This window comes from Aminobacter sp. HY435 (genome assembly GCF_027568395.1).
Classification (GTDB): domain Bacteria; phylum Pseudomonadota; class Alphaproteobacteria; order Rhizobiales; family Rhizobiaceae; genus Aminobacter.
Map to the genome: position 1 here is coordinate 144,105 of NZ_JANKZL010000008.1, position 16,116 is coordinate 160,220.

16 protein-coding genes are annotated in these 16,116 nt (G+C 64.4%); 11 read left to right on the forward strand and 5 right to left on the reverse strand.

The features are described 5' to 3' along the window. The first annotated feature begins 53 nt into the window (after positions 1–53). Both leuC and PCJ21_RS13450 read left to right on the forward strand, forming a co-directional pair. Entirely contained in the window at positions 54–1,463 is a 1,410-nt protein-coding gene (leuC, locus tag PCJ21_RS13445; RefSeq protein WP_269931921.1) for a 3-isopropylmalate dehydratase large subunit, read from the forward strand. A gap of 235 nt (positions 1,464–1,698) precedes the next feature. Continuing rightward, positions 1,699–2,922, forward strand: coding sequence for a GGDEF domain-containing protein (locus PCJ21_RS13450; RefSeq protein ID WP_269931922.1), 1,224 nt, complete (start codon positions 1,699–1,701; stop codon positions 2,920–2,922). Between the two features lie 19 nt (positions 2,923–2,941). Here PCJ21_RS13450 and PCJ21_RS13455 read toward each other — a convergent pair whose 3' ends face one another. After that, a complete protein-coding gene (locus PCJ21_RS13455) occupies positions 2,942–3,304 on the reverse strand; it encodes a hypothetical protein (RefSeq protein ID WP_269931923.1) in 363 nt (120 codons plus the stop codon). Positions 3,305–3,710: 406 nt separating this feature from the next. Here PCJ21_RS13455 and sdhC point away from each other — a divergent pair, with 406 nt between their 5' ends. From sdhC to PCJ21_RS13480, 5 genes are all read left to right on the forward strand, one after another. Continuing rightward, positions 3,711–4,127: a succinate dehydrogenase, cytochrome b556 subunit gene (gene sdhC, locus PCJ21_RS13460; RefSeq protein ID WP_269931924.1), complete on the forward strand. Its 417-nt coding sequence runs from the start codon at positions 3,711–3,713 to the stop codon at positions 4,125–4,127. Between the two features lies 1 nt (position 4,128). Beyond that, positions 4,129–4,524 carry a succinate dehydrogenase, hydrophobic membrane anchor protein gene (gene sdhD / locus PCJ21_RS13465; protein ID WP_269931925.1) on the forward strand — a complete coding sequence of 132 codons (396 nt, stop codon included), beginning with the start codon at positions 4,129–4,131 and terminating at the stop codon, positions 4,522–4,524. Position 4,525: 1 nt separating this feature from the next. Then, positions 4,526–6,364 (forward strand): succinate dehydrogenase flavoprotein subunit, encoded by a 1,839-nt coding sequence (sdhA, locus tag PCJ21_RS13470; RefSeq protein WP_442866011.1) that lies wholly within the window; start codon positions 4,526–4,528, stop codon positions 6,362–6,364. A gap of 15 nt (positions 6,365–6,379) precedes the next feature. Next, entirely contained in the window at positions 6,380–7,159 is a 780-nt protein-coding gene (locus PCJ21_RS13475; RefSeq protein ID WP_269931926.1) for a succinate dehydrogenase iron-sulfur subunit, read from the forward strand. Positions 7,160–7,394: 235 nt separating this feature from the next. Further along, a complete protein-coding gene (locus PCJ21_RS13480) occupies positions 7,395–8,033 on the forward strand; it encodes a YceH family protein (protein WP_269931927.1) in 639 nt (212 codons plus the stop codon). Between the two features lie 147 nt (positions 8,034–8,180). Here the strand turns inward: PCJ21_RS13480 and PCJ21_RS13485 are convergent, their stop codons facing one another. Beyond that, positions 8,181–9,299: a Glu/Leu/Phe/Val family dehydrogenase gene (locus PCJ21_RS13485; protein ID WP_269931928.1), complete on the reverse strand. Its 1,119-nt coding sequence runs from the start codon at positions 9,297–9,299 to the stop codon at positions 8,181–8,183. A gap of 305 nt (positions 9,300–9,604) precedes the next feature. Beyond that, positions 9,605–9,763, reverse strand: a complete 159-nt coding sequence (locus PCJ21_RS13490; protein ID WP_269931929.1) for a hypothetical protein — start codon at positions 9,761–9,763, stop codon at positions 9,605–9,607. A gap of 191 nt (positions 9,764–9,954) precedes the next feature. On the opposite strand from PCJ21_RS13490, the gene PCJ21_RS13495 reads away from it, so the two are divergent. After that, positions 9,955–10,929 (forward strand): helix-turn-helix transcriptional regulator, encoded by a 975-nt coding sequence (locus PCJ21_RS13495; protein ID WP_269931930.1) that lies wholly within the window; start codon positions 9,955–9,957, stop codon positions 10,927–10,929. Positions 10,930–10,951: 22 nt separating this feature from the next. On the opposite strand, the gene PCJ21_RS13500 is transcribed toward PCJ21_RS13495, so the two are convergent. Both PCJ21_RS13500 and PCJ21_RS13505 read right to left on the reverse strand, forming a co-directional pair. Beyond that, positions 10,952–11,377 carry an OsmC family protein gene (locus PCJ21_RS13500; protein ID WP_269931931.1) on the reverse strand — a complete coding sequence of 142 codons (426 nt, stop codon included), beginning with the start codon at positions 11,375–11,377 and terminating at the stop codon, positions 10,952–10,954. A gap of 542 nt (positions 11,378–11,919) precedes the next feature. Further along, entirely contained in the window at positions 11,920–13,182 is a 1,263-nt protein-coding gene (locus tag PCJ21_RS13505; RefSeq protein WP_269931932.1) for a ubiquinone biosynthesis hydroxylase, read from the reverse strand. A gap of 90 nt (positions 13,183–13,272) precedes the next feature. Here PCJ21_RS13505 and PCJ21_RS13510 point away from each other — a divergent pair, with 90 nt between their 5' ends. The 3 genes from PCJ21_RS13510 to PCJ21_RS13520 all read left to right on the forward strand — a co-directional run bounded on the left by PCJ21_RS13510 (position 13,273) and on the right by PCJ21_RS13520 (position 16,106). Beyond that, on the forward strand, positions 13,273–14,136 hold the full coding sequence (locus tag PCJ21_RS13510) for an acyl-CoA thioesterase (protein ID WP_269931933.1): 864 nt from the start codon (positions 13,273–13,275) through the stop codon (positions 14,134–14,136). A gap of 223 nt (positions 14,137–14,359) precedes the next feature. Continuing rightward, the gene (locus tag PCJ21_RS13515) at positions 14,360–14,698 is read left to right on the forward strand and encodes a P-II family nitrogen regulator (RefSeq protein WP_269931934.1); all 339 of its coding nucleotides are present in this window, start codon (positions 14,360–14,362) and stop codon (positions 14,696–14,698) included. 28 nt (positions 14,699–14,726) lie between these two features. Further along, positions 14,727–16,106 carry an ammonium transporter gene (locus tag PCJ21_RS13520; RefSeq protein WP_269931935.1) on the forward strand — a complete coding sequence of 460 codons (1,380 nt, stop codon included), beginning with the start codon at positions 14,727–14,729 and terminating at the stop codon, positions 16,104–16,106. The last annotated feature ends 10 nt before the right edge of the window (positions 16,107–16,116 follow it).

Genomic DNA, 16,116 nt, shown 5'->3' on the forward strand with positions numbered 1-16,116 from the left:
TTTCTGGCGCGCCCTTCAGCCTTCCCCTTGTTCATATCGACGGATCCAAAGCCATGAGCGCACCGCGCACCCTCTACGACAAGATCTTTGACGACCACGTTGTCGACCGCCAGGACGACGGCACCTGCCTGCTCTATATCGACCGTCACCTCGTGCACGAAGTGACCAGCCCGCAGGCCTTCGAGGGCCTGCGCATGACCAACCGCAAGGTCCGTCATCCCGAAAAGACGCTGGCTGTCGTCGACCACAACGTGCCGACCTCGCCGGACCGCAAGAACGGCATCAAGAACGAGGAAAGCCGCATCCAGGTCGAGGCGCTGGCCAAGAACGCCGCCGACTTCAATGTCGAGTACTATTCCGAGAACGACAAGCGCCAGGGCATCGTCCACATCGTCGGCCCCGAGCAGGGTTTCACCCTGCCGGGCATGACGATCGTCTGCGGCGACAGCCACACCTCGACGCATGGCGCATTCGGCGCGCTGGCGCATGGCATCGGCACGTCTGAAGTGGAACACGTTCTGGCCACCCAGACGCTGATCCAGAAAAAGGCCAAGAACATGCTGGCGCGTGTCGACGGCCAGCTGCCGGAAGGCGTCACCGCCAAGGACATCGTGCTGGCCATCATCGGCGAGATCGGCACCGCCGGCGGCACCGGCTACGTCATCGAATATGCCGGCGAAGCGATCCGCGCGCTGTCGATGGAAGGCCGCATGACGATCTGCAACATGAGCATCGAAGGCGGCGCCCGCGCCGGCCTGATCGCGCCCGACGAAAAGACCTATGCCTATGTCCAGGACAAGCCGCGCGCGCCGAAGGGCAAGGCCTTCGACATGGCGCTCGAATACTGGAAGACGCTGCACACCGACGAAGGCGCGCATTTCGACAAGGTTGTCGTGCTCGACGCCGCCAAGCTGCCGCCCATCGTCACCTGGGGCTCGTCGCCGGAGGACGTCGTTGCCATCACCGGCGTGGTGCCCGATGCCGAGATCATCGAAGACGAAAACAAGCGCAACTCCAAGAAGCGCGCGCTCGACTATATGGGCCTGACCGCCGGCACCAAGATCACCGACATCGCCATCGACCGCGTCTTCATCGGTTCGTGCACCAACGGCCGCATCGAGGATTTGCGCGCCGTCGCCAAGGTCGTCGAGGGCCGCAAGGTCGCCTCGAGCGTCAGCGCGATGATCGTGCCGGGTTCGGGACTGGTCAAGGAACAGGCGGAAGCCGAAGGCCTCGACAAAATCTTCGTTGCCGCCGGCTTCGACTGGCGCGAGCCGGGCTGCTCGATGTGCCTGGCCATGAACGACGACCGGCTCAAGCCGCATGAGCGCTGCGCCTCGACCTCGAACCGCAACTTCGAGGGCCGCCAGGGCTTCAAGGGCCGCACCCATCTGGTGTCGCCGGCCATGGCGGCTGCGGCTGCGATCGCCGGTCATTTCGTCGACATCCGCGACTGGAAATAATCGCGGCGCGCCAAGGCGCACGATCAGACAACAAAAAAGGCGACGGGGCAACCCGCCGCCTTTTTGCTTTTGGGCTGCCATTTCTGCGCGCGGGCACGGCCCTGCCGCAATCATTTAGCGAATCGTGAACCATTTCAACATTGTGGACCGTATCTTCGCATTCACGGGGGCGGTCGCGTTAACGTCTTTTTCGCGCCGATATGATCTGTTGCCGGCAAGGAGACCTTGTCGAACGATGAGTGGTGCAGCGTTCATCCTGACGATCAACGTGTTCGTCGCCGGCCTCTTGGCCAGCGCGTTCATGGTCATTGCCGTCTATGACCCGAAGCGCGTCGCAGCCCGCTGGTTCGCCGCCTGCTACGCCATGGGCATCGTCTATATCGGCACCGAGTTCTCGATCCCGATGTTCGACAACACCAGGCCGATCCTGGCGGCCAATTTCGCGGCGTTCCTGGCCACGCTGGCGCTGATGAATATCGGGCTCGCCAAGCGCTACGAGATCGCGCCGCCATGGCGTTCGATGCTGGTGTTCCTCGCCGCCGCGACCGTCGCCGTGTACATCACGCAGGGGCTGGAGCGCGACTCGCTGCTCAGGATGATGACCTTCCAGACGCCATACGCCATTGCCCAGGCAGTCGGTGCGGCGATTGTACTGAGGTCGCGCAGGCAACTCAGCCAGTTCGACTACGCGCTGTCGGGCGTGCTGCTTGCGAGCGCACTGCAGTTCTTCTCGAAGCCCTATCTGGCGCTCGCTGTCGGCGGCTCGGGCTCCGACCCGCACGAATATCTGCAGAGCACCTATGCGATGATCTCGCAGGCGCTGGGCACCGTGTTCGCATTGTCGATCGCGCTGATGATGCTGGTCATCCTGGTGCGCGACATCCTTGTCGACGCCACCGAAAAATCCGAAACCGACGCTCTGTCGGGGCTGCTCAATCGCGGCGGTTTCCAGCGGCGGGCGGCTCTTGCCCTGCGCGAAGCCGCGCGGCAGGGCCTGCCAGTGACGCTGGTGATTGCGGACCTCGACCACTTCAAGTCGATCAACGACAATTACGGCCACGCTTCGGGCGATCACGTCATCGAGGCGTTCTCGCGTTTCGTTCACGAATCGACCTCGGCGCACCATATCGCCGGGCGCATTGGCGGCGAAGAATTCGCCATCATCCTGCCGGGAGCACATCTGGGCGCCGCCCGGCTGTTTGCCGAAGGGGCCCGCAGCGCGTTCTCCGGACTGCCGATCCAGGGATTGCCGAGCCATCTGCGCTTCACGGCAAGCTTCGGCGTGGCCGAGCTGATCGGGGGAGAGGGCGTCGACCAGCTGATGCGCCGCGCCGATGCGGCGCTTTACGAGGCCAAGAAGGACGGGCGCGACCGCGTGCGGGTGGCGAGCGGAAGCCACTATGAAACGATGGTCGAATCGAACATCGTCCCGTTCGGCAGCAAGCCGCCTTCCGCGTGACTGCGCGGCGCTTCAGATATTAGCGGCAGACCCGTCCGGGTTGCGGGATCTCGCCTTCCGAGAAGCCATACATGTAGCTGCGGCCCTTGAGCAGCATCGGCGGGCGGTAGCAATGGCGCGTCGCGCGCTCGCCCTGCCGGTCGAGATAGACCACTTTGGGCGCGCCGGAATTCAGATAGCTCGCCATCTTGCGGGCTGAATTTCCCTGGCCAACCAGGATGCGCTTGTAACCGGCGGCGCTGTCGACGACGAGATTGCCGAACGAATCAGCATAGACGCGGTCGCGGTCCCAGCCGCCGGCGAAAGCCGACCCTGAGGCGCCCAAAGGTGCGGCCAGCGCAAACGCTGTCAGGGCCAGTGCAGAGGTCAATGCAAGGCGCATTGTTGTCTCCCTAGAGTGAGGCGCATCTCGAATCGAAAGCTTAACGCTTTCTTAATCTTTGTTAAGGGCTCGCGCATCCAGATTAACAAACATGGTTAATCTGTCGTCCAGGCTGCAGGGGGTGAGCTTTTCGGTTGCGTTCGGGTAGGCTTGGCGCGATGCAGACGGGCGGTTTGCGGCCACTTGGTCGTTGGCTCGGCCGCACTGCGGCATACCCGTGCGGGTAGCTGTGCCTTTTCTTCAATCGATTGAAGCCGTGCTGCGACTAAATAGGTGCGCCAGAACGGTTTTCCGACTTTGACGCGGTGCAAAAAGCACATTAGAAAGCGCGCAGTCCGACGTCGCAAATTGGTGCGGCGCCGCCGTATTCAAACATAGCCACGCTCGGATGCAGACCGGGGGAGCCATGAGCAAATCACAAGCAACCCAAGCCACATCACGCGCGCGGCCCCTGTCGCCGCATCTTTCCATCTATCGCCCGTCGGTCACCATGACGACGTCGATCGTTCACCGCATCACCGGCGGCGCGCTGTATTTCGGCACGCTTTTGGTCGCCTGGTGGCTGATCGCGGCGGCGACATCGCAGGAATATTTCGACTTCGTCAGCTGGGTGTTCGGCAGCTGGATCGGGCAACTTGTGCTGTTCGGCTATACTTGGGCTTTGATGCAGCACCTGCTCGGGGGCGTCAGGCACCTGATCTGGGATACCGGCGCCGGCCTCGAGAAGCATACCGCCTCGAAGATCGCCTGGGCGACGGTCGCCGGCTCGATCGTGCTGACCCTGCTGGTCTGGATCGTCGGCTACATGGTGCGGGGAGCATAAGATGAGCGGATCGAACAACGACATGCGCACGCCGCTCGGCAAAGTGCGCGGTCTGGGCTCCGCCCGCGAAGGCACCGAGCACTTCTGGCGCCAGCGCCTGACCGCCGTCGCCAACATCCCGCTGATGCTGTTTTTCGTCGGTGTGCTGGTGATGCTGAACGGCGCGGACCATGCAGCCGTGCGCGCGACATTTGCAAATCCGCTGGTGGCGCTGGTGATGGCCCTGGTGCTGATCTCCGGCCTCTACCACATGAAGCTCGGCATGCAGGTCGTCATCGAAGACTACGTCCACGGCGAGGGCTGCAAGCTGGCTCTCATCATGCTCAATATTTTCTTTACCATGGCGGTGGGCGTGGCTTCGCTCTTCGCCCTGCTCAAACTGGCATTCGGAGGCTGATATGGTGGCCAAGGACGGCAAGACCAGCGGAGCTTCCGCCTACACTTTTGTCGATCACAAGTTCGACGTCGTGGTTGTTGGCGCCGGCGGCGCCGGACTGCGCGCCACGCTCGGCATGGCCGAGCAGGGGCTGAAGACAGCCTGCATCACCAAGGTGTTCCCGACCCGCTCGCACACGGTCGCGGCACAGGGCGGCATCGCCGCTTCGCTGCAGAACATGGGCCCGGACTCCTGGCAGTGGCATCTCTACGACACCGTCAAGGGCTCCGACTGGCTCGGCGACGTCGATGCGATGGAATATCTGGCGCGCGAAGCGCCTGCCGCGGTCTACGAACTGGAGCATTACGGCGTGCCGTTCTCGCGCACCGAGGAAGGCAAGATCTACCAGCGCCCGTTCGGCGGCCACATGATGAACTACGGCGACGGTCCGCCCGTGCAGCGCACCTGCGCTGCCGCCGACCGCACCGGCCACGCCATCCTGCATACGCTCTACGGCCAGTCGCTGAAGAACAACGCGCAGTTCTTCATCGAGTATTTCGCCCTCGACCTGATCATGGAGCCGGACGGCACCTGCACCGGCGTCGTGGCCTGGAACCTCGATGACGGCACCATCCACCGCTTCTCGGCCAAGATGGTGGTTCTGGCCACCGGCGGCTACGGCCGCTCGTATTTCTCGGCGACGTCGGCGCACACCTGCACCGGCGACGGCGGCGGCATGGCCGTTCGCGCCGGGCTGCCGCTGCAGGACATGGAGTTCGTGCAGTTCCATCCGACCGGCATCTACGGTTCCGGCTGCCTGATCACCGAAGGTGCGCGCGGCGAAGGCGGCTATCTCGTCAACTCCGAAGGTGAGCGCTTCATGGAGCGCTATGCGCCGTCGGCCAAGGACCTTGCCTCGCGCGACGTGGTTTCGCGCTGCATGACGCTGGAAATCCGCGAGGGTCGCGGCGTCGGCAAGAACAAGGACCACATCTACCTGCACCTCGATCATCTCGATCCGGCGGTGCTGCACGAGCGGCTGCCCGGCATCTCGGAATCGGCGAAGATCTTCGCCGGCGTCGACGTGACGCGTGAGCCGATCCCGGTGCTGCCGACGGTGCACTACAACATGGGCGGCATCCCGACCAACTTCTGGGGCGAGGTGCTGAACCCGACCGAGGATGAGCCGGATCGCGTGTCGCCCGGCCTGATGGCCGTCGGCGAAGCCGGCTGCGCCTCGGTGCACGGCGCCAACCGCCTCGGCTCGAACTCGCTGATCGACCTGGTGGTGTTCGGCCGCGCCGCCGCCATCCGCGCCGGCCAGGTGGTCGACCGCGACGCGCCGATCCCGGCGCCGAACGAGGCTTGCGTCGAAAAGATCATGGCCCGCTTCGACAGGTTGCGGAACGCCAATGGTTCGACGCCGACGGCCGTGCTGCGCGAAAAGATGCAGAAGGCGATGCAGGACGACGCTGCCGTGTTCCGCACCCAGGAATCGCTGGAGCAGGGCTGCAAGCGCATCTCCGAGATCTGGGGCGAGCTCAAGGACGTCAAGGTCTTCGATCGGTCGCTGATCTGGAACTCGGACCTGGTCGAGACGCTGGAACTCGAGAACCTGATGGCCAACGCCATCGCCACCGTCTATGGCGCCGAAGCGCGCAAGGAAAGCCGTGGCGCGCATGCGCGCGAGGACTTCTCCGCGCGCGACGACGCCAACTGGCGCCAGCACACGCTGGCGACCGTAGCCGAGGACGGCAAGGTGACGCTGACCTACCGTCCCGTGCACACCGAGCCGCTGCTCAAGGAAGAAGACGGCGGCATCAGCCTGGCCAAGATCGCGCCGAAGGCGCGGGTTTATTGAGAAGGACGATTTCGAATGGTTGAACTCGCTCTCCCGAAAAACTCGCAGATCAAGCAGGGCAAGACCTGGCCGAAGCCGGAGGGTGCCACCAATCTGCGCGAGTACCGCATCTACCGCTGGTCGCCCGACGACGGCGAAAATCCGAGCATCGATACCTATTTCGTCGATGTCGACGATTGCGGTCCGATGGTCCTGGACGCGCTGCTCTACATCAAGAACAAGATCGACCCGACGCTGACCCTGCGCCGTTCGTGCCGCGAAGGCATCTGCGGTTCGTGCGCGATGAACATCGACGGTTCGAACACGCTGGCCTGCACCAAGGGCTGCGACGACATTTCGGGCGCGGTGAAGATCTATCCGCTGCCGCACATGCCCGTGGTCAAGGACCTGGTGCCGGATCTGACCAACTTCTACGCCCAGCATCGCTCGATCGAGCCGTGGCTGAAGACGGTGTCGCCGGAGCCGGCGAAGGAGTGGCTGCAGAGCCATGAGGACCGCGCCAAGCTCGACGGGCTCTACGAATGCATCCTGTGCGCCTGCTGCTCGACCTCGTGCCCGAGCTACTGGTGGAACGGCGACCGTTATCTCGGCCCGGCAACGCTGCTGCAGGCCTATCGCTGGCTGATCGATAGCCGTGACGAGGCCAAGGGCGAGCGCCTCGACAACCTCGAGGATCCGTTCCGGCTCTACCGCTGTCACACGATCATGAACTGCGCCCAGACCTGTCCGAAGGGTCTGAACCCGGCCAAGGCGATCGCCGAGATCAAGAAGATGATGGTCGAGCGCCGGGTCTAGCTCGGCGATGGGTTTTTGGCTGCGCGCCTGCGGCGTCGCGGCAGCCGAGACCAAGAAGATGATGGTCGAGCGCCGGGTCTAGCTCGGCGACCGGTTTTTTTGGCTGCGCGCCTGCGGCGTCGCGGCAGCCGAGACCAAGAAGATGATGGTCGAGCGCCGGGTCTAGCTCGGCGATCGGTTTTTTGGCTGCGCGCCTGCGGCGTCGCGGCAGCCGAGATCTGAGGCAGGAACGCATATGACGGACTCAGACCTTCCCAACCTCACCCCGGTGGAAGCGCGTGTGCTCGGCTGCCTGATCGAGAAGAAGGAACTGACGCCTGACGTCTATCCGATGACGTCGAATGCGCTGGTAGCCGCTGCCAACCAGAAGACGTCGCGCGAGCCGGTCATGGCCCTGGAGATGGTCGACATCACCAGGGCACTCGGTTCGCTGCAGGCGAAAGGACTGGCGAAGCAGCAATTCGCCTCGCGCGTCGAGCGTTACGAACACCAGATGGCGCAGAAATTCTCGCTGACGCGCAACCAGAGCGCGCTGATCGGCCTGCTTCTTCTCCGCGGACCGCAGACCGTCCACGAATTGCTCGCCCGCACTGAGCGCATGGCGAACTTTGCCGATGCCGACGCCGTGCGCGCCGAACTCGACATGCTGATCGGCCGCAGGCCGGCGCTGGTCAAGGAGATCGGTCGCGCCCCCGGCCAGCGCGAGGATCGCTTCGCGCATCTTCTGTCCGGCGATGTCGATGCCGCAGTCGTCGCGACGATCCGGGCGCCGGGCACCGCCTCTCCCGTCGTTTCAGAGCTCGAGGAACGTGTCCGCGTCCTGGAACAGGAAGTGGCGGCGCTGAAGGCGCGGCTCGATGCCGTCGGCGGGTAGGCGCGTGGCAGAATAATTGAAAACGGCCCGGTTGCGGAAGCTGCCGGGCCGTCTTGCATTGGGCCCGTTGTCCGGAGAGGCCGTGCGGCCCCTTGTCCGCCTGCCGGCCCTTCTCCCCGCGAGCGGGGAGAAGGGATCTGAACGGCTTTACTTCCGTGCAGCCTCGACGATCTCGCGGGCCATGGCCTCGGCGACGGCGTCGGTGGTTCGGCCCTCGCGTTCGGCGCGCCGGAAGATCGCGGTCAGCGTGTCGGCGATGCGGGCGACGCGCGGGGTGACGGTTGCGACGTCATAGCCGCCATCGGCCATTTCGGCCGCGACGTTGATGACGCCGCCGGCGTTGATGACGTAGTCGGGAGCGTAGAGGATGCCGCGTTCGACCAGGCGCTCGCCATCGTCGGCGGTGGCCAGCTGGTTGTTGGCAGCGCCCGCCACAATGCCTGCCTTGAGCTGCGGAATGGTGTCAGCGGACAGGATGCCGCCGAGCGCGCAGGGTGCGAAGATGTCGACATCGGCTGCAATGATGGCATTGCCTTCGACGACAGCTGCGCCGAACTTTTCAGCCGCGCGGTCCGTGCGGACGGTGTCGAGATCGGAGACGGTCAGGATCGCGCCTTCGGCATGCAGCTTTTCGCACAACGACCAGCCAACCGAGCCGAGGCCCTGGACGGCGACGCGCACGCCGCTGAGCTTGTCGCCGCCGGTACGGTGGCCAAGTGCGGCCTTCAGGCCGAGGAAGGTGCCCTGTGCGGTGAAGGGCGAGGGGTTGCCGCTGCCGCCCCTGGTGGTGCCGCTGACATTGCGCGCGCGGGCGGCGAGGAAGTCGGCATCGGCAAGCGTCATGCCGACGTCTTCGGCGGTGATGTACTGGCCTTCCAGCGCATTGAGCATCTCGGCATAGGCCTCGAGCATCTGCGGCGTCTTTTCGGTCTTGGCGTCGGCGATGATGACCGCCTTGCCGCCACCGAGCGGCAGGCCGGCGATGGCCGACTTGAAGGTCATGCCGCGCGACAGGCGCAGCGCGTCGGTGACGCCGGCTTCGAAGCTCGCGTGCGGCCAGATACGTGTTCCGCCAAGCGCCGGCCCCAGCACGGTCGTATGCACCGCGACGATCGCGGTCAGGCCGCGGACGCTGTCGCGGCCGAGCCAAACCTGCTCATGGCTGTCAAAGCCCGGCATGCGGGCGGCCTCTGCGGTGATGTCGATGAGTTCGAGCGTGGTGCCCGCGGCGAGGGTGGAGTGATGCGGTTTCAGGACGTTCAGCATGAGGGTTCCTCCCGGTGAGCTGGTCCCTCGGAAGCTAAACATTTTCGGCGATTTTTGGTTTCGAAGACGAAGTGCGGCGCGACCGCGCATTGCGCGCCCGAGCGGCAGGGCGCAACAAATGAAAAAATGCGGCTCTTCGGCGTGATGGCCGGACGCTGGTCTGCCCCCAAGCGCCCGGCCCGCCGTACTGCCGCGTCAGTGCCACTGCCCTGGCACTGACGTGGACAGCCAGACCTGTAAAATCCCGTTTGCCGACCGTTTTCGCGGTTACGCGACCCGTCTGGACAATTTGAACCTGCCTCGATTCACGGCTGTGAATCAGGTTTCTCAGGCACCTTCGGCGGCCTTTCCCGGTCCGGTTCAGGCAGCTTGCCGCCAAGCGCCATGGGGGCGAGGAAGGCACGCGGGTTGAACCCTGCCGCAGCCAGAGCCACCAGCGTCTTGAACAATTGAACGCGGTGCATGTCCGTTTTCCTCGTGCCGCCTGGACTGACCACTTCGATATGCGAGCGGGAACCTAGACGTGTCGAAACGACAGTTCTTGGACTGTACGGCCCCTCTTTCGGGGTTCGGCGGCACCGAGGCTTGACCTATTCTCATGCGCGAAATAGAAAGTGCGCCTGCCCGTAATAGTTGTAATTCGTTGAGTGGAACCATGACGATATCCGACGGGCAGTTCACATCCTTTCGCGTCTTGACCGACGATCTCCCTGAAAAGGACCGGCTCGCGGTCCTGCGCGAGGTCTACGGCCGGACAATCCTGAATGCCGATCTCGAACCGGTTGGCGGTGCGCCAGTCCATATGGACATGCGCGTGCGGCTGTTGCCGGGCGTGGGCATCGCCACCGGCACGGCCTCGCCTGTCAAGGTCAGCGTGACCTCGCAAATGATCGACAATGACGATGTGATCCTGATCGCCGCGCTTTCGGGCGGCAGCCACATGCGGATTGGAAACCAGGAAGAGAGTGTGCCGCCAGGTTGTGCGATGTTCGTGCCTGGAGGCTACGTCGGCGCCAACATCACGCGGCCGGGGTTCACCTATGTCAACCTGCGTTTCGAGCGAAAGGCGCTGCAGCCTCTGCTGGGCGATGTGTCTGGCATGCTGATGCGGCCGATTCCGGTGCATGAGGGGCCGATGCACCTGTTGCTGAGCTATGCCACTGCCTTGCAGAGGCTGGACGAGGCGCTGCCCGGGAACATGGCCAGGATGATCGCGACGCATCTGCTCGACCTGACCGCCCTGACGCTGGGGGCGACGCGCGACGCCCAGCAGGTGGCGCTGGGGCGCGGCCTTGGTGCTGCCCGGCTGGCCGCCATCAAGTCGGATATCTCCCAGCGCGCCGACCTGCGCGGGCTTTCGGCCGAGCAGATCGCCGCCAGCCATCAGCTGTCGCCGCGCTATGTGCGCAAGCTGTTTGAAAGCGAGGGGCTGTCCTTCACCGAATATGCGCTGGGGCAGAGGCTGATGCGGGCGCACCGCATGCTGGCCGATCCCGCCTGGTACCGCCACAGCATCACCGACATCGCCTATGAGGCCGGCTTCAACGACCTGTCCTATTTCAACAGGGCGTTTCGCAAGCGCTATGGCGCGACGCCGTCGGAGGTGCGCGCCGGCACGCAGGCTGCGTAGCCGGCGCTGCGTCGCGGTTGGCTCAGGCGAGGCGGGCTTCGAGCGAGACCTTGATCGCGCCGAGCGCCTTGGAGACGGGGCAGCCTTCCTTGGCCTTGGCGGCGAGCTCCTGGAACTTGGCGTCGTCGATGCCGGGCACGGTGCCGACAAGGGTGAGCGCGCTTTCGGTGATGCCGGTGCCGGGGACCAGCGTCACCACCGCCTTGGCGTCGAGCTTGTCGGCGGGCGTGCCGTTTTCGGCGAGGAAATGCGACAGCTGCATGGCGAAGCAGCCGGCATGGGCAGCGGCGATCAACTCTTCGGGATTGGTGCCGGACCTGCCGGTTTCATCCTCGAAGCGCGCCTTGAACGAATAGGGCTGGCCCTTGAGCGCGCCGCTCTGGGTGTCGAGCGTTCCCGAACCTTCCTTCAGATTGCCTTTCCAGACGGCATTGGCACTGTGGTTCATGACATTCTCCCTGATTGGTGACGTGGCCGGGGTGCGGCGACCGGGTGAGACTATAGCGCTGCCTCGCGCGCCTGCCAGCGTCCCGTCGCCGGGAAAGCAGTGCTGCGCGAAAAAAGTCTCTCGCAAAAATGTCTGCTTGTCGGCGGTGCGCTGGTCCCCGTGCCGGCGCCGGGAGGCCAGTGTCGAGGCGAGGTTGCGTGGGAGCGCGTCCTTCGACAAGCTCAGGATGAGGACCGTCTGCGCTATCGCTGCCTGCTAGAACCTCGCAACGTGTGCGCCGGCAGCACCAAAGGTCCTCATCCTGAGCCTGTCGAAGGACGCACAACCGACCAACCGCAAAGTGCGGAATGGGGGGAAGTTCTGGACCTCTCCTGGCCTCACTCTCCTGGCGTTACCGGCGTTCCGGCATGGACCCCCGACACGCCTCCGTTCACTTGCGAGGTTGTGGATGGCGGCTGCGGGGCGCGCCTCCGCCTGGTGCTGCGAGAGACCTCCGGGGTTGCGAGTGGGGACCTCCCGGCAGAGGCGGATTGGCCCCGTCCCTAGATCGCCTCGCCCTTGAGCAGCCGGGGCGTCTCTCCGGTCAGGCCCGATGCCTGGCGGATGAAATAGTCCTTGAGACGCGGCACCCGGTCGACGAGGCCAAGGCCGAAATCCCTGACGGCGCGAACCGGGGCGATGTCGTTGGAGAACAGCCGGTTAAGCACATCGGAAGTTATGCCCATGCGCACAGTGTCGAAGCGGCGCCACTGCTCATAGCGTTCCAGCACGTCGAGGGCGCCGATGTCCTCACCCATGCGGTCGGCCTCAACGATGGTTTCGGCAAGGGCCGCCGCGTCCTTGAAGCCGAGATTGAGCCCCTGGCCGGCAATCGGGTGGATGCCATGGGCGGCGTCGCCGGCGAGCGCGATGCGCGGGGCGACGAAGGCGCGCGCAAGCGTCAGCCCCAGCGGCCAGGCGCGTGGCTTTCCTTCGACGCGGATCTCGCCGAGCTTCAGGCCGAAGCGCTGCTCCAGTTCGACCTCGAAAACGAACGAGTCGCCATTGACCAGCTTCTCGGCGTCCTCGGTGCGTTCGTTCCAGACGATCGACGAGCGGTTGACGCCATCCTTGGTCGGCTTGAGCGGCAGCGTGGCGAACGGTCCTGCCGGCAGGAAGTGCTCTTCGGCGCGGCCTTCGTGCGGGCGCTCGTGAATGACGGTGCAGACGATGCCCGACTGGCCGTATTCCCAGCGCACGGTCTTGATGCCGGCCATGTCGCGCAGCCTGGAATTGACGCCGTCGGCTGCGACAAGAAGCCGTGTCTCGAAGCTGATCCCGTCGGCCAGATGTACTTTCGTGGTGGTTACGCCCGTTTCGAAAGACTGCACGGCAACGCCTTCGATGATGCCGATGCCGAGTTCGACGGCGCGGCGGCGAAGCGCGCCGTTGAGCACCTTGTTCTCGATCATATGGGCGAAGGGTTCGCCGGCGCCGACTTCGCCGTCGAAGGTCAGGAAGACCGGGCGCACCGGGTCTGCGGTCTTCGAGTCCGTGATGACCATGTCGTTGATCGCCTGCGCCTCGGGCGCAATCTCTTCCCAGCAGCCGAGCTGGTCGAGCATGCGGCAGGCAGCGGCGGCGATGGCCGATGCGCGGCCGTCCTTGCGCCAGACTTCGGCGGGAGCCGCATCGACGATCGCGACGTGAAGATTGGGGCGGGCCTGCTTCATCGAAACGGCGGTAGCAAGGCCGACATAGCCAGCACCGGCAACGAGCACGTCAAGCTTGGCCGATTTGTTGTCGTCCGTGTCGCGGGTGGCCATGGGCATTCCTCTGTATCTGGCTTGCCGCCTTGACTCGGCGGAGGCTTCCTGATGGAAACCCTGCATCCTCGGTCCCGAAAAGGGGAAAGCATGCCAGCCGCCATACAAGAGCTTCTGAGCATTCTCAATCTCGAGAAGCTGGAACACAACCTGTATCGTGGTCGCAGCCCGCAGGTGAAGTGGCAACGCGTCTTCGGCGGCCAGACGATCGCCCAGGCGCTGGTCGCGGCCCAGGGCACAGTCGAACCCGGCAGGCACGTGCATTCGCTGCACGGCTATTTCATGCGTCCGGGCGACATCACCGTGCCGATCGTCTACGAGGTCGACCGGATCCGCGATGGCTCGAGCTTTACCACGCGGCGGGTTGTCGCCATCCAGCACGGGCATGCGATCTTTTCACTGGAGGCATCGTTCCAGGTCGACGAGACCGGTCTCGAATACCAGATGCCCATGCCGCTCGACGTGCCGCCACCTGACGGGCTCAAGTCGCAGCGCGAGCTGCTGCAAGAGGCTACTCACGTGCCCGACATGATCCGCATGTTCTGGGCAAAGGAGCGGCCGCTGGAGCTGCGTCCAGTGAATGCCGAGCATTATTCGAGCCGCGACAAGCTGCCGCCGCTGCAGAAGGTCTGGATTCGCCTGACCGGCCCGGTGCCGAACGACCGCGCCCTGAGGGCGGCGGTTCTTGCCTATCTCTCCGACATGACGCTGCTGGATACGGCTACCTTCGCGCATGGCAGGGGCCTTTTCGATCCCGATATCCAGGCGGCGAGCCTCGACCACGCCATGTGGTTCCATCGCGAGCACCCGCTCGACGGCTGGCTGCTCTACACGCAAGACAGCCCGTCGACATCAGGCTCGCGCGGCTTCACGCGTGGAGCGCTCTACGCACAGGACGGCACGCTGATCGCGTCGGTGGCGCAAGAAGGCCTGATACGCCTGCGCACAAACTAGGCATTTTTTATCTTTTGCACATTTTGTGAGCAATTGATTTGCTGCACCTGCGAATAGGTAGGTGCATGTTTTGCCATTATCCGTTTCATTTCAGATGGTTAGATAGGCTCTGCGGCAACTGGCACGGTCCTTGAATCACCCTTGTTACTCACCGGTGGCTTTCGGGTCCGCTGGCGATGTCTGCAATCGCGGGGGACCCGCACCAGCAAGGGGTGAAAACCTGATGAAAATCGTGATGGCAATCATCAAGCCGTTCAAGCTCGACGAGGTGCGCGAAGCGCTCACCAATGTCGGCATCCAGGGCCTGACCGTTACCGAGGTCAAAGGCTACGGTCGCCAGAAGGGGCACACCGAAATCTACCGCGGCGCGGAATATGCCGTGAGCTTCCTTCCCAAGATCAAGATCGAAGTCGCCGTCTCAACCGACCTCGTCGACAAGGCCGTCGAGGCGATCACGTCCGCCGCCAAGACCGGCCAGATCGGCGACGGCAAGATCTTCGTCTTCGGCATCGACCAGGCCGTGCGCATTCGCACCGGCGAAACCGACACTGACGCGCTCTGAGCGGCCACCAATTGTCATGGAGACCTCAATGCAAGTTCCTACCTCATTGAAGACGGCGGCGCGCACGGCCCTTTTGGGCGCGCTGACGCTCGGTGCCCTTGGCACCGTGGCCGCTTTCGCCCAGGAAGCCATTCCCGCCGCGACCGATCCGGCTGCAGCGGCCGCACCCGCCGATGTCATGAACAAGGGCGACGTCGCCTGGATGCTGACGTCGTCCCTGCTCGTTCTGTTCATGGCGCTGCCGGGCCTTGCGCTGTTCTACGGCGGGCTGGTTCGGGCCAAGAACATGCTGTCGGTGCTGATGCAGTGCACGATGATCGTGGCGCTGGTGATCGTGATCTGGACCTTCTACGGCTATTCGATGGCCTTCGGCGACGCTGCGAGCCCCTATTGGGGCGGCCTTGGCAAGGCGTTCCTGGCGGGCGTCACGCCTGACAGCATGGCGGCGACCTTCACCAAGGGCGTGGTCATTCCCGAATATGTCTTCATCGTCTTCCAGATGACCTTTGCCTGCATCACGCCGGCGCTGATCGTCGGCGCCTTCGCCGAGCGCATCAAGTTCTCGGCGGTGCTGCTGTTCGTGACGCTGTGGGTCACCTTCGTCTACTTCCCGATCGCCCACATGGTCTGGGATTCGGACGGGCTGATCTATGGCTGGGGCGCGCTCGATTTCGCCGGCGGCACCGTCGTGCACATCAATGCCGGCATCGCCGCCCTGGTCGGCGCCCTGGTGATCGGCAAGCGCACCGGCTACGGCAAGGACAACATGGCCCCGCACTCGATGACGCTGACCATGGTCGGCGCCTCGATCCTGTGGGTTGGCTGGTTCGGCTTCAACGCCGGTTCAAACCTCGAAGCCAATGGCGGTGCTGCCCTCGCCATGATCAATACCTTCACCGCGACCGCGGGTGCGATCCTCGCCTGGGTGCTGATCGAAGTCGTCGCCCGCGGCAAGGCATCGATGCTGGGTGCCGCCTCCGGCATGGTGGCGGGTCTCGTTGCCGTGACGCCGGCCGCCGGCTTCGTCGGCCCGGTCGGTGCCATCTTCCTCGGCGCGATCGCTTCGGTCGTCTGCTACTTCTTCGTCGCGGTGGTGAAGATCAAGCTCGGCTACGATGACTCGCTCGATGTGTTCGGCATCCACGGCGTCGGCGGCATCGTCGGCGCGCTCGGCACAGGCATCTTCAACGCCAAGGCGCTGGGTGGCATCGGCTACGGCGAGATGTCGATCGGAGGCCAGGTGTGGACGCAGTTCCTCGCCGTTTCGGTGACCGTCATCTGGTGCGGCATCGGCTCGCTGGTGCTCTACAAGCTGGTTGACCTGCTGGTCGGCCTGCGCCCGACCGTCGAAGCCGAGCGCCAGGGCCTCGACCTGACCTCGCACGGCGAAGTCGCCTATCACAGCTAGAGCGCCGTGC